At 71.7% G+C, this 12,953-nt stretch carries 13 protein-coding genes; 8 read left to right on the top strand and 5 right to left on the bottom strand.

Annotated elements, in window-relative coordinates:
- Window positions 1–55 precede the first annotated feature (55 nt).
- From tatC to ACFYZA_RS25015, 3 genes are read left to right on the top strand one after another with little or no spacing between them, the layout of a single operon-like run.
- Window positions 56–1,009 (top strand): twin-arginine translocase subunit TatC, encoded by a 954-nt coding sequence (tatC, locus tag ACFYZA_RS25005; RefSeq protein ID WP_382599905.1) that lies wholly within the window; start codon window positions 56–58, stop codon window positions 1,007–1,009.
- A 37-nt stretch (window positions 1,010–1,046) separates the two neighbouring features.
- On the top strand, window positions 1,047–1,979 hold the full coding sequence (locus tag ACFYZA_RS25010) for a diacylglycerol kinase (RefSeq protein ID WP_388492861.1): 933 nt from the start codon (window positions 1,047–1,049) through the stop codon (window positions 1,977–1,979).
- 45 nt (window positions 1,980–2,024) lie between these two features.
- Window positions 2,025–4,853, top strand: coding sequence for a DEAD/DEAH box helicase (locus tag ACFYZA_RS25015; protein ID WP_382599901.1), 2,829 nt, complete (start codon window positions 2,025–2,027; stop codon window positions 4,851–4,853).
- A gap of 226 nt (window positions 4,854–5,079) precedes the next feature.
- On the opposite strand, the gene ACFYZA_RS25020 is transcribed toward ACFYZA_RS25015, so the two are convergent.
- A complete protein-coding gene (locus ACFYZA_RS25020; RefSeq protein WP_388492863.1) occupies window positions 5,080–6,063 on the bottom strand; it encodes an ADP-ribosylglycohydrolase family protein in 984 nt (327 codons plus the stop codon).
- A gap of 138 nt (window positions 6,064–6,201) precedes the next feature.
- Here ACFYZA_RS25020 and ACFYZA_RS25025 point away from each other — a divergent pair, with 138 nt between their 5' ends.
- Complete coding sequence (locus tag ACFYZA_RS25025; protein WP_382599897.1) at window positions 6,202–6,480, top strand: glutaredoxin domain-containing protein; 279 nt, start codon at window positions 6,202–6,204, stop codon at window positions 6,478–6,480.
- Between the two features lies 1 nt (window position 6,481).
- On the opposite strand, the gene ACFYZA_RS25030 is transcribed toward ACFYZA_RS25025, so the two are convergent.
- On the bottom strand, window positions 6,482–7,198 hold the full coding sequence (locus ACFYZA_RS25030; RefSeq protein ID WP_388492864.1) for a response regulator: 717 nt from the start codon (window positions 7,196–7,198) through the stop codon (window positions 6,482–6,484).
- Window positions 7,195–7,587 (bottom strand): ATP-binding protein, encoded by a 393-nt coding sequence (locus tag ACFYZA_RS25035; protein WP_388492865.1) that lies wholly within the window; start codon window positions 7,585–7,587, stop codon window positions 7,195–7,197. Before ACFYZA_RS25035 ends, ACFYZA_RS25030 begins: the two co-directional genes overlap by 4 nt.
- Between ACFYZA_RS25035 and ACFYZA_RS25040 the strand changes: the two genes are divergently transcribed.
- The 4 genes from ACFYZA_RS25040 (at window position 7,565) to ACFYZA_RS25055 (ending at window position 10,827) form a co-directional block, all read left to right on the top strand.
- Window positions 7,565–7,849 (top strand): MMPL family transporter, encoded by a 285-nt coding sequence (locus ACFYZA_RS25040; protein ID WP_388492866.1) that lies wholly within the window; start codon window positions 7,565–7,567, stop codon window positions 7,847–7,849. The genes ACFYZA_RS25035 and ACFYZA_RS25040 overlap by 23 nt on opposite strands.
- A gap of 239 nt (window positions 7,850–8,088) precedes the next feature.
- Window positions 8,089–8,742 carry a PadR family transcriptional regulator gene (locus ACFYZA_RS25045; RefSeq protein WP_382599932.1) on the top strand — a complete coding sequence of 218 codons (654 nt, stop codon included), beginning with the start codon at window positions 8,089–8,091 and terminating at the stop codon, window positions 8,740–8,742.
- Between the two features lie 268 nt (window positions 8,743–9,010).
- Complete coding sequence (locus tag ACFYZA_RS25050) at window positions 9,011–10,021, top strand: ATP-binding cassette domain-containing protein (RefSeq protein ID WP_382599889.1); 1,011 nt, start codon at window positions 9,011–9,013, stop codon at window positions 10,019–10,021.
- Window positions 10,018–10,827, top strand: coding sequence for an ABC transporter permease (locus ACFYZA_RS25055; RefSeq protein ID WP_382599887.1), 810 nt, complete (start codon window positions 10,018–10,020; stop codon window positions 10,825–10,827). Before ACFYZA_RS25050 ends, ACFYZA_RS25055 begins: the two co-directional genes overlap by 4 nt.
- A 71-nt stretch (window positions 10,828–10,898) precedes the next feature.
- Here ACFYZA_RS25055 and ACFYZA_RS25060 read toward each other — a convergent pair whose 3' ends face one another.
- Together ACFYZA_RS25060 and ACFYZA_RS25065 are read right to left on the bottom strand one after the other, a co-directional pair.
- The gene (locus ACFYZA_RS25060; RefSeq protein ID WP_382599885.1) at window positions 10,899–11,744 is read right to left on the bottom strand and encodes a siderophore-interacting protein; all 846 of its coding nucleotides are present in this window, start codon (window positions 11,742–11,744) and stop codon (window positions 10,899–10,901) included.
- A 121-nt stretch (window positions 11,745–11,865) separates the two neighbouring features.
- On the bottom strand, window positions 11,866–12,774 hold the full coding sequence (locus ACFYZA_RS25065) for a 5'-3' exonuclease H3TH domain-containing protein (protein ID WP_388492970.1): 909 nt from the start codon (window positions 12,772–12,774) through the stop codon (window positions 11,866–11,868).
- Window positions 12,775–12,953 lie beyond the last annotated feature (179 nt).

Below are 12,953 nucleotides of genomic sequence, written 5' to 3' on the forward strand. Positions count from 1 at the left end.
GGCGCTGTTCACCTCTGTGACCAAAGTGACCTGCCGCACGAGATGAGGACGTGGGTTGCTCAAGTCTGCCCGCAAACAACAGAGGGACCCCGAGGGCCGGATGCCGCTCTCGGACCACCTTCGCGAGCTGCGCAACCGGCTCGCGAAGTCGGTGTTGGCGATCCTGGTCTGCGCCATCGTGGCGGCGTTCTACTACAAGGACATCGCAGGCCTGATCACCGGGCCGATCACCAGGTCGGTCGGCTGCCCGGACAACTTCCACGAGCTGGCCAGCAAGAACAAGGACACCTGCGGCAACATCACGATGTCCGGCCTGATGGGGCCGTTCACGCTGATGATCAAGGTGTCGATGGTCGCGGGCGTCGTCGCGGCAAGCCCGGTCTGGCTCTACCAGCTGTGGGCGTTCGTGGCGCCCGGTCTGCACAAGCACGAGCGGCGCTACTCGCTGAGCTTCGTCGCGGCGGGCGTCCCGCTCTTCTTGGCCGGCGGCTGGTTCTCGTACAACGTGCTGCCGGCGGCGGCCGAGGTGCTGCTGGGCTTCACGCCCTCGGGCGTGACCAACCTGCTGCCCCTCAACGAGATCATCGATCTCGTCACCCGCATGATCATCGTCTTCGGCCTCTCCTTCGAGCTGCCGTTGTTCCTCGTCATGCTCAACTTCAGCGGCATCCTCACCGGCCGCCGGATGCTGGGCTGGTGGCGCGGAATGATCATGGGTGTGACGGTCTTCGCGGCGTTCGCCACGCCGACCGTCGACCCGGTCTCGATGCTCTCGCTCGCCACCCCGATCGTCGGCCTCTACTTCGTCGCCGTGATCATCTCGCTGATGAACGACAAGCGCCGCAAGCAGCGTGCCGAAGCGGGACCGGCCGACGACGAGGCGTCCGACCTGGACCTCACGCCCGAGGACATCGGCACCGTCGAGGCGGTGACCTCGCCCCCGGCGCTGCCCGAGCAGTCGGACGGCGGGCGCTCCACCAAGCTCAACGGGTACGACGACATCACCTGACCTTGACGGGAACGCCGGACCTTGTAGGGTCCGGCGGGTGACCAGCGAGATCACCCTCTTCGTCAATCCCACCGCGGGACGCGGCCGGGGCGCGCACGCCGCGCAGCCGGCCGCTTCCGCGTTGCGGGCCGCCGGATTCTCCGTACGCACCGTGCTCGGCGAGGACGCCGACGACGCCCTGCGCCGGGCCCGCGAGGCCGTCGAGGGCGGCACCGGGGCGCTGATCACCGTCGGCGGCGACGGCATGGTCAACCTCGCGCTCCAGGCCGTCGCGGGCACCACCACCCCGCTGGGCGTCGTCGCCGCGGGCACCGGCAACGACTTCGCCCGCGCCCTCGGGCTTCCGATACGCGACCCGGCCCGCGCCGGTCAGGTCGCGGCCCGGGCCCTCAAGGGCGGCCACCTCACGGACATCGACCTCGGCCGGACCGGCGACCGCTGGTTCGCCACCGTCCTCGCCTCCGGCTTCGACTCCAAGGTCAACGACCGCGGCAACCGCATGCGCTGGCCCGGCGGCCGCTTCAAATACGACCTCGCGATGGTCGCCGAGCTGGCCGCCTTCAAGCCCATCCCGTACAAGATCATCCTCGACGACGGCGAGACCCGCGAAATCGAGGCGACCCTCGTCGCCGTCGGAAACGCCTCCTCCTACGGAGGAGGCATGCGCATCTGCGCCGACGCCGACCTCACCGACGGGCTCTTCGACGTCACGGTCGTCGGGGACTGCTCGCGGGCGACCCTCGTCAAGGTCTTCCCCCGGGTCTACAAGGGCACCCACCTCGGCCACCCCGCGGTCACCACGTACCGCGTCGCCTCGATCACCCTGGCCGCGGACGGGATCACCGGGTACGCGGACGGGGAGCGGCTCGGTCCGCTCCCGCTCACCGCGGAGTGTGTACGCGGCGCGGTACGGGTATTGGCACCCGTACCGGCGCCCGGCCGGAAGGCCGGAACACCAGGCCTCCAATAAAGATCGCGACCTCTGTCAGAGGCGGCGGGTAGGCTCGAAGACAAGATGACAGAGGACCTCTCACCAGCCGAAGCGTACGCAGCTGCCCGGCTCCGCGCCGCCGAGCAGGCCACCGCGCTCGCACCCTTCCGCGACCTGTACGACTTCGATCTGGACCCCTTCCAGATCGAGGCGTGCCAGGCCCTCGAAGCCGGGAAGGGCGTGCTCGTCGCGGCCCCGACCGGCTCCGGCAAGACCATCGTCGGCGAGTTCGCCGTGCACCTGGCCCTGGAGCAGGGCCGCAAATGCTTCTACACCACGCCCATCAAGGCGCTGTCCAACCAGAAGTACGCCGACCTCGCCCGCCGCTACGGCGCGGACAAGGTGGGCCTGCTGACCGGAGACAACAGCGTCAACGCGGACGCGCCCGTGGTCGTCATGACCACCGAGGTGCTCCGCAACATGCTGTACGCGGGCTCCCAGGCGCTGCTCGGGCTCGGGTACGTGGTGATGGACGAGGTGCACTACCTCTCCGACCGCTTCCGCGGCGCCGTATGGGAAGAGGTGATCATCCACCTCCCGGAGTCCGTCACGCTCGTCTCGCTGTCCGCGACCGTCTCCAACGCCGAGGAGTTCGGCGACTGGCTGGACACCGTGCGGGGCGACACGGAAGTGATCGTCTCGGAGCACCGGCCCGTGCCGCTGTGGCAGCACGTCATGGCGGGGCGCCGGATGTACGACCTCTTCGAGGAGGAGTCCGACCACGGCGGCCGGGGCGTCTCGCGCCGCGAGGTCAACCCCGACCTGCTGCGCATGGCGCGGATGGAGAACCAGAAGACGTACAACCCGCGCGACCGGCGCCGGGGCAAGATGGTGCGCGAGGCCGACCGCGAGCGGGAGCGCCGCTCGCGCTCCCGGATCTGGACGCCGGGCCGCCCCGAAGTGATCGAACGGCTCGACGCCGAGGGCCTGTTGCCGGCCATCACCTTCATCTTCAGCCGTGCCGCCTGCGAGGCCGCGGTCCAGCAGTGCATGTACGCGGGGCTCAGGCTCAACGACGAGGAGGCGCGCCAGAAGGTCCGCGAGATCGTCGAGGAGCGCACCTCCTCCATCCCCGGCGAGGACCTGCACGTCCTCGGCTACTACGAGTGGCTCGAAGGCCTGGAGCGCGGCATCGCCGCCCACCACGCGGGCATGCTGCCGACCTTCAAGGAGGTCGTGGAGGAACTGTTCGTACGCGGCCTGGTGAAGGCCGTGTTCGCCACCGAGACGCTCGCGCTCGGCATCAACATGCCCGCGCGTTCGGTGGTGTTGGAGAAGCTCGTCAAGTGGAACGGCGAGCAGCACGCCGACATCACCCCCGGCGAGTACACCCAGCTCACCGGGCGGGCCGGGCGGCGCGGCATCGACGTCGAGGGCCACGCCGTGGTCCTGTGGCAGCGCGGCATGGACCCGGGTGCGCTCGCGGGCCTGGCCGGCACGCGCACCTATCCGCTGCGCTCCAGCTTCAAGCCGTCGTACAACATGGCCGTCAACCTGGTCCAGCAGTTCGGCCGGCACCGGTCGCGCGAGCTGCTGGAAACCTCCTTCGCGCAGTTCCAGGCCGACAAGTCGGTGGTCGGCATCTCGCGGCAGGTCCAGCGCAACGAGGAGGGCCTGGAGGGCTACCGGGAGGGCATGCACTGCCACCTCGGGGACTTCGAGGAGTACGCGCGGATGCGGCGCGACCTCAAGGACCGCGAGACCGAGCTCGCCAAGCACGGCGCGGCCCAGCGCCGGGCGGCCGCCGCGGCCTCCCTGGAGAAGCTCAAGCCGGGCGACATCATCCATGTGCCGACCGGCAAGTTCGCCGGCCTCGCCCTGGTCCTCGACCCCGGGATCCCGGCGGGCCGCACCAACGGCCACCGCGGCTTCGAGCAGCACGACGGGCCCCGCCCGCTGGTGCTCACCGCCGAACGGCAGGTCAAGCGGCTCGCCTCGATGGACTTCCCGGTGCCCGTGGAGGCCCTGGAGCGGATGCGCGTCCCGAAGTCCTTCAACGCGCGCTCGCCGCAGTCCCGCCGGGACCTGGCGTCCGCGCTGCGCACCAAGGCCGGGCACATCGTCCCCGAGCGGCATCGCAAGGCCCGCTCCGAGGCGGCGGACGACCGCGAGATCACCCGGCTGCGCGCCGCACTGCGGGCGCACCCCTGCCACGGCTGCGACGAGCGCGAGGACCATGCCCGCTGGGCCGAGCGCTACCACCGCCTCCAGCGCGACACCCAGCAGCTGGAGCGGCGCATCGAGGGGCGCACCAACACGATCGCGCGCACCTTCGACCGCATCGTGGCGCTGCTCACCGAGCTCGACTATCTGCGCGACGACGAGGTCACCGAGCACGGAAAGCGCCTGGCCCGCCTGTACGGCGAGCTCGACCTGCTGGCCAGCGAATGCCTGCGCGCGGGCATCTGGGAAGGTCTGAACCCGGCCGAACTCGCCGCCTGCGTATCGGCGTTGGTGTACGAGGCGCGCCAGTCCGACGACGCCGTCGCGCCCAAGACGCCCACCGGCAAGGCCAAGGCGTCGCTCGGCGAGATGGTACGGATCTGGGGCCGGCTCGACGCCCTCGAAGAGGACCACAAGATCAACCAGGCGGAGGGCGTGGGCCAGCGCGAGCCCGACCTGGGCTTCGCCTGGGCCGCCTACCAGTGGGCCTCCGACAAGGGCCTGGACGAGGTGCTCCGCGAGGCGGACATGCCCGCGGGCGACTTCGTCCGCTGGTGCAAGCAGGTCATCGACGTGCTGGGCCAGATCGCGGCGGCGGCGCCCCGGGAGAACAGCACCGTCGCGAAGAACGCCCGCAAGGCGGTCGAGGCGCTGCTGAGGGGAGTCGTGGCGTACAGCTCGGTCGGCTGAGCGGCCACACCGCGACAAGTGGCCATCATGCGGCCGGCCTTGACGAGGCCGGCCAGGGAGCGGCCCCCGCCGGAGTCTCCGGCGGGGGCCGCGAACGTGTGGGTAAGTGCCGTTCGGTGACGGGTGGTTGCGGGGGGCGCCGACTCCTGCCGTCCCCGGGGGTCCGCTCGCCGTCAGCGCGCGCGGGAGGAAGCGAGAGGTTGGCCGCGCCAGAGCGGCTGCCGCCCTACGGCTCCCGGCCCGCCAACTCCTGCGCCAGCGCGGTCAGTTCCGTCAGACGCAGCACCCGGTCGCCGAAGCCCGGCAGGGGGACGTGGAGGGGAGTGGTCCAGCGGGGCGGGATGGCGTGGAGGCCGTAGTGGGCTCCTGCCAGGCCTCCGGTCACCGCTGCCACCGTGTCCGTGTCGCCCCCCAGGTCGATCGCCGCGCCCAGCGCCCGCTCGAAGGAGTCCGTCGCGCGCAGCGCCCAGAGGGCGGAGCCGAGGCAGGGCCAGACCGCGCCGTTGAACTCGGTCGCGTCGTCGGGGTGCCAGTCGGGAGCGAGGACCGCCGACCAGCGGGCGCGGTGGTCGGGGTGGACGCCCGCCAGGGCGTCCGGCACGGCCGCCAGGGGATCGGCGCCGGACAGCGCGGCGCGTATCAGGTCGTGGTAGATCGCCGTGCCTTCCCAGGCGGCCCGGTCTCCGTGGGTGAGGGCGGCGATCCGGCGGGCCGCGGCCATCGTCGCCTCCCGCCCCGCGCTCGCGAAGTACACCGCGCCGGTAGTGGCCCGCATCAGTGAACCGTTGCCCGCGGCACGGCTGTTGACCTGGAAATGGAGAGCGGCCGCGCGATCCCAGGGCTCGCCGTTCGTCAGGACGTCCTCGGTCTGGAGTCCGATGTCCTTGGGCGCGGAGGCCGCCCAGCGCTGGAACCGCCGGAAGATGTCGGCCGGTTCGAGGCCGTCGCACTCCAGGAGGGAGTCGGCTACGAGCACGGCCATCTGCGTGTCGTCGGTGGCCTCGCCGGGATCCCAGCCACCCCCGCCGCACATCGTGCCGACGCCGTCGGGGAACCGCCGCGCGTACACCCCGGGCGGGCCGAACTCGAAGGGTGCGCCCAGTGCGTCGCCCACGGCCGAGCCGACCACTGCCCCCGCCGCCCGCTGAGCCCGCCCCACGGCCCCGACTTCGCCGTGGCGGTTCGTCCCTGCGGCACCCTCAGTGCTCATGTCCATGCCCATGGCCATCACGCTAGCCAGTGGCCCGGCGGTCTCGCGAATCGATGCCCCCACGCCCGGTGGCCCAGGCTGGTTCGCCTACGCTCGGGGCGTCGGCTGCTCGATGTCGGCGGGAACAGGGGGAGATCCGTGACCCAGGATCGGGACGGGGTGGTCGTCTACTGGCGGCCCATGTGCACGTACTGCATGAAGCTCCGGCTGCGGCTGCTCTTCACGGGGCTGCGGTTCGTGAAGGTGAACATCTGGCGGGACCCTGACGCGGCGGCGTTCGTGCGCTCGGTCGCGGGTGGGAACGAGACGGTGCCGACGGTGACGGTGGCCGGGCGGGCGATGGTGAATCCTTCGAAGAAGGAGCTGTTCGCCGCGGTGCGGGCCCATGCGCCGGGGGCATTGCCGAGGGGGCGTTGAGCTAGGCGGTCGGCCTCCCCGCGACGGCGCCTGGCGGTCCGGCGGTCACCAGGCCCGATTCGTAGGCTGCGATCACCGCCTGGGCGCGGTCTCGTACGGCGAGTTTGTCGAAGATGCTGGTGATGTAGTTCTTGACCGTGGACGCGCTGATGTCCAGGTCGTGGGAGATGGCCGCGTTGTCGAGGCCCCTGGCCATCAGGTGCCACACCTCCACCTCGCGGGGGGTGAGTTCGGCGGTGGCGGTGAAGGACGGGCCGGGTGCGCGCGGGGCGGTGACGTAGGTGGAGATCAGGCGGGTGAGCAGGCGCGGCGCCACCACGGCTTCGCCGTCGTGCACCGTGCGGATCGCCGCGCTCAGGTCCTCGGGGGAGCTGTCCTTGGGCAGGAAGCCGTACGCCCCGGCGCGCAGCGCGCCCACCACGTACTCGTCCAGGTCGAAGGTGCTCAGGGCCAAGACCCGGCAGCCGGGTGCGGCGGCGAGTTCGGCGGTGGCGGCGACTCCGTCCAGTACGGGCATCCTGATGTCCATCACCACGACGTCGGGGCGCAGTTGGCCGGCCAGAGCGACCGCCTGCGCACCGTTCTCGGCCTCGCCCACCACCTCGAACGCCGGGTCGGGGGAGAGGATCAGGGACAGCCCGCGGCGGACCAGTGGCTGGTCGTCGGCGATCAGCACGCGGATCGCCCGGGGATCCGTCCCGTTGTCCGGCTCGGTCATCGCAGTGCTCCCTCGGGTTCGTACTGGACGGCCGCCTCGTCCTGCGGCACGGGCAACTCGGCCACCACGGCGAAGCCGCCGCCGGGGCGCGGGCCCGTGGTGAGCGTGCCGCCGTGCAGGGCTACGCGTTCGCGCATGCCGATCAGCCCGAAACCGCCGGGGCTCGGCGTCGGCGGCTCGCACGGCGGGAGGCCCCCACCGTCGTCGCGTACCTCGACGACGACCTTGTTCTGACGGTACGTCAGGACGAGTCTCGCGCGAGCCGTCGCTCCCGCGTACTTGCGGGTGTTGGTGAGCGCCTCCTGCGCGATCCGCCGCGAGGAGATGCGGCGGCCGGGACCGGCGCGCGCCGCCGTGGCCCGCGCGGTGCGGCACACGACTGCGGCCATCGCCTCGGCGGGCCTGGTCCTCGCCGGGTCCTTCGCCACCCTGGCCACCTCGCCGGGCAACGAGCAGATGGCCTTCGCGATGGCGCTCGGCATCCTGCTGTCCGCGCTCGTCCTGTCCCTCGTCCTCGTCCCTGCCGTCGCGGCCCTCCTGGGGCGCGCCCTGTGGTGGCCGGTCCGCCCGGGAGCGGCCACCGACGCCCGCCCCGAAGACCGTACCGAGGCGATACCGGCCCGGGAGGCGGAGCGGGCCCCCGCGTACTGACCACGGCCGCGACGGGGGCCGGAGCGTGCCGAGGCCTCCCGCCGGCACGAGCCGGCCGCCGCGTGCGGGCGCAATCATGGGGGATCCCCAACAGGCCGTCTGGAAGCGGGAGTTGGCCGGCCGTCCAGCTCTTTGCACGACACACGCAAACTCGCGATACATCGTGGTTGACCCTTACGCGATAGTCGCGATATGTTCGGCTACGAGTATTCGGGAACGAGGGATGTGAGGTGGTGGCGATGGCCGTCGGGCGGCGCAAGCTCCGCAACCCCTTGGCGCTGGCCGTCCTGGTGCTGCTCGCCGAGCGTCCCTCGATGCATCCGTACGAGATCGCCCAGACTCTGCGCCAGCGCGGCAAGGAGTACAGCATCAAGATCAATTACGGCTCGCTCTACACCGTCGTGCAGAACCTGCAGAAGCACGGTTTCGTCGAGGTCGCCGACGTCCAGCGGCAGGGCAACCGCCCCGAGCGCACCCTCTACGCCCTCACCCCGACGGGCCGCGAGGAGATGCTCGACTGGATGGCGGACATCGTCTCGGTGCCCGTGCACGAGTTCCCGGTCTTCGAAACGGCGCTGTCCCTCATCGGCGTACTGCCGCCCGACGAGGTCACCGCGCTGCTCGCGCAACGGGTCAATACGCTGGAGGTGCGGGCCGCCGGGCTGCGCGGAGCGCTGCGCAAGCTGCGCGAGACGCTGCCCCGGTTCTTCCTCGTGGAGACGGAGTACCAACTCCACATGATCGACGCCGAGGCGGAGTGGGTGCGCGGCTTCCTGAAGGAGGTCGCGGACGGCACCCTCAGCGGCATCGACGGATGGCGCAGCTGGCACGCCACGGGCGAAGTGCCCGAGGAATGGGAGCACTTGGAGGACGAGGACCACTCCCGCGGGTAGTCCGCCGGCGGCCGGCACGGCCGGCCGCCCACGATCCGGGCCCGGCCGCGCACAGCGCGTACGCCCGGGCGCGGCCCCCGCAGGACAACAAGAGAAACCCCGGTACGGGCTGTTGCAGCAGCCCCCACCGGGGTCGCGACCCCGGACCCGACCCGCGCGCGGCAGGCCAGGCGATCGAAGGTGCGGCACGCCAAGGATAGCCCGGCACTCCCCACGCGGACCGGTCCGTCATACCGACCACCCCCGCTCACCACAGGAGAGCCCCGTCATGAGTACCCGGGCGCCCGCAGTCGAGGCGCACAACCTGATCAAGACGTACCCCGGCGATGTCACCGCCCTCAACGGCATGGGCATCACCGTCGAGGCCGGCACGGTCTTCGGACTGCTCGGCCCCAACGGCGCCGGCAAGTCCACCACCGTCAAGATCCTCACCACCCTCGCACGCCCCGACAGCGGCACCGCGACCGTCGCCGGGCACGATGTGCTGGGCCACCCCGACCGGGTCCGGCGCGCGATCGGCGTCGTGGCGCAGAAATCCGGAGCCGACCCCGTGGCCACCGGGCGCGAGAACCTCCAGCTCCAGGGGCGCCTCTATGGGCTCACCGGCGCGGCCCTCAAGCGGCGCGTGGACGAACTGCTCGAACGATTCGACCTCGCGGACGCCGCGAAGCGCGTCGTGAAGGGGTACTCGGGCGGCATGCAGCGCCGCCTCGACGTGGCCCTCGGCCTGGTGCACCGGCCCGAAGTGCTCTTCCTCGACGAGCCGACCACCGGGCTCGACCCCGAGGCCCGCACCGCGATGTGGGACGAGATCTCCCGGCTCGCCGGTGACGAGGGACTCACCATCGTGCTCACCACCCACTACCTCGAAGAGGCCGACCGGCTCGCCGAGCGGATCGCGATCGTGGACCGCGGCCGGGTCGTCGTCGAAGGAACCCCCGACGAGCTGAAGGGCGAACTGCGCGGCGACGCCGTCCATGTGGAGCTCCGCGAAGCCGTCACCGAACGCTCCCTGCTGCGCGAAGCCCTCACCGGACTGCCCGGTGTGCACGAGGTGCTGCTCGACGGCCGCCGCGTCAGCGCCCGCGCCGACGACGGCGCGGCCGCGGTGCCCGTGCTGCTCGCCGCCCTGGAACGGGCCGGAGCCTCCGTCGCCGCCGCGACCGTGGCCCGCCCCTCCCTCGACGACGTCTACCTGCGCTATGCCGGACGCCGCTACTCCGAGGCCGAGGCGGCAGCCGAAGCCCCCGCCCTCGCCGCCGCCGGAGGCACCCGATGAGCAACGACACCGCCGCACCCGCGCCGCTGCGCTCCAACGCCCTCGCCCAGACCTGGTACATGACGCAGCGTCAGCTGATGGCGATCTTCCGGCAGCCCGCCTATCTCCTGATCACCCTCGTGCAGCCGGTGATCTGGCTGTTCCTGTTCGGCAACCTCTTCAAGAAGGTCGTCCAGCTCGGCGGCTTCGGCACCACGTCCTATCTGGACTACCTCGTACCGGGCATCGTCCTCATGAGCGCGCTGGGCTCCAGCATGTGGGCCGGCATGGGCACCCTGGAGGAGATCGAGCGCGGCACGCTCAACCGCTTCCTCACCACGCCCGTCAGCCGGGGCGCCCTGATGAACGCCAACGTCGTGCAGAACGGCATCAGCATCACCGTCCAGACCGTGATCATCCTGCTGCTCGGCAAGCTCGGCGGCGCCCACTACCCGGGCGGCTTCGGCGGCCTCGTCATCCTGGCCGTCGCCGCGATCCTGCTCGGCACGGTCTTCGGCGCCTTCTCCAACGCGCTGGGCATGCTGGTCCGCCAGCGCGAGTCGATCATCGGCATCAACACCTTTCTGCTGCTGCCCCTGACCTTCCTGTCCTCGGCGTTCATGGCGCCGTCGCAGATGCCCTCCTGGATGCGGCACATCGCCGACTTCAACCCGCTCAACTGGGGCATGGTGGCGGGTCGTTCGGCCATGTCGGCCGACCCGGACTGGGGCCTCGTGCTCGGCCGGGGCGGCGCGCTGCTCGGCCTCGCGGTCGTCGCGGTGTGGCTGTCGACCCGGACCTTCCGCTCGTACCAGAAGTCGGTGTAGGGCCGGCCCTCGCGCCAGCACGAAACCCCCGGCGGGGCAGGCGCCGGGGGTTTCGGGGTCGGGGGAGCGGGTCAGGCGGCGGGGGCCTCCTGCTCGCGCTCCACCTGCTCGTTCCACTCGCGCTTCGCCGCGCGCCAGGCGTCGTCGTCCTGGCCCAGACGCCAGTAGCCCGAGATCGACAGGCGCTCGCGCGGCACCCCGCGCTCGACCCGGAGCAGCGCGCGCAGCTCCTTCACGAAGCCCGCCTCGCCGTGGACGAACGCGTGCACATCGCCCGCCGGGAACTCCAAGTCCTTGACCGCGCCGACCAGTTGGGATCCCACCGCGGCCTCGCCCCGGTGCAGCCAGGTCACCGTCACGCCGTCCGGGGCGCTGATCTTCTGCTCCTCCTCGGGGCCGGCCACCTCGACGAAGGCGTGCACCACCGCACCCGCCGGCATCCGCTCCAGGGCCGCCGCGATCGCGGGCAGCGCGCTCTCGTCACCGGCGAGCAGGTGCCAGTCGGCCGCCGGGTCCGGGGCGTAACCGCCGCCGGGGCCGAGGAAGCGGACCGTCTCGCCGGGCTCGACGCGCAGGGCCCAGGGTCCGGCGAGGCCCTCGTCGCCGTGCACCACGAAGTCGACGGTCAGCTCGCCGGACCCGGCGTTCCAGTCGCGCACCGTGTAGGCGCGGGTGCTCGGCCACTCGGCGCGCGGGAACTCGGCACGGATCCGCTCCATGTCGAACGGCTCCGGATAGCTCACGCCCGGCGCCGGGAACAGCAGCTTGATGTAGTGGTCGGTGTGCTCGCCGACGCCGAAGCCGGCCAGCGACTCGCCACCGAGTACGACGCGCACCATGTGCGGCGTGATGCGCTCGGTGCGCACCACCCGCGCCTCGTTGATCTTCGGTGCCTTGCGAGACGGGCGTTCTGCCACTGTGCGCTCCCCTGATCCACCATTAGTTAGGATGACCTAAGTTAACACCTCCGTCGGCGGAGGGCCCCGGAAATCGGCCGGGGGCCCGCCACGTCAAGGGGTCATCGGGGGTGCGGCTTCCTCACCCGCGCAGCGTGGAGAGCAGCCGGCCCGTCGCCCCGGCCAGACCCCACTGGGCCACCAGCTCTTCGAGGGTGGCCGGATCGAGCGGCTCGGTGGGCAGCACCGCGTCGAACGCCGGCAGCGCCACGTCCATCGCGACCCGCACCACCTTCGGCGCGACGTCCAGGTAGTCGGCCGCCTCCAGGATGCCCCGCCGCTTGGCGGGGGTCAGCTTGGAGAAGCGGTCGGCGGCGGCCGCGCGGACGCCCGCCAGGTCCCCGTACTCGTTGATCAGCTGGGCCGCCGTCTTCTCGCCGATGCCCTTCACGCCGGGCAGCCCGTCGCTGGTGTCGCCGCGCAGCGCCGCGAAGTCCGCGTACTGGCCGGGCCGCACGCCGTACTTCGTGCGGATCAGCTCGTCGTCCACCAGGTCGCAGTCGCCCACGCCCTTGCGCGGGTAGAGCACCCGTACCCCGCGCTCGTCGTCGACCAGCTGGAACAGGTCGCGGTCGCCCGTGACGATGTCGACCGGGCCGGGCGCGAGACCGGACAGGGTGCCGATGACGTCGTCCGCCTCGTACCCCGCGACGCCGACGCGGGCGATGCCCAGCGCGTCCAGGACGTCGTCGATGACCGGGACCTGGGGGGCCAGCGTGTCCGGGGTCTCCTCCGCGTCGGGCTGCCCGGCCGGGGTCTCCTCGGCCACCCGGTGCGCCTTGTAGGAGGGGATCAGGTCGACCCGCCACTGCGGCCGCCAGTCCGCGTCCATGCAGGCCACCAGGTCGTCCGGGCGGTGGTCGTGGACGAGCCGGGAGATGAAGTCGAGCAGACCGCGCACGGCGTTGACCGGTGTGCCGTCGGGCGCCCTGACGGTGTCCGGGACTCCGAAATAGGCGCGGTAGTAGAGGGACGAGGTGTCGAGGAGCATCAGGCGTCGCGTCACACCCCGATGATGCCGCACCCCACTGACACCCACCTCGCCACTCCCGCGCGCCACTCGGCCCGCCGCTCCCGTCACTCCCGCCACCCCGCTCGTGAACAAGTGAACTGGGTCACTGTTGTGTTTGCCCCAGGTCGGAGGGGGCAGGCGCGTCGCCGGAGCGGACC

This window comes from Streptomyces sp. NPDC001828 (genome assembly GCF_042892175.1).
Taxonomy (GTDB): Bacteria; Actinomycetota; Actinomycetes; order Streptomycetales; family Streptomycetaceae; genus Streptomyces.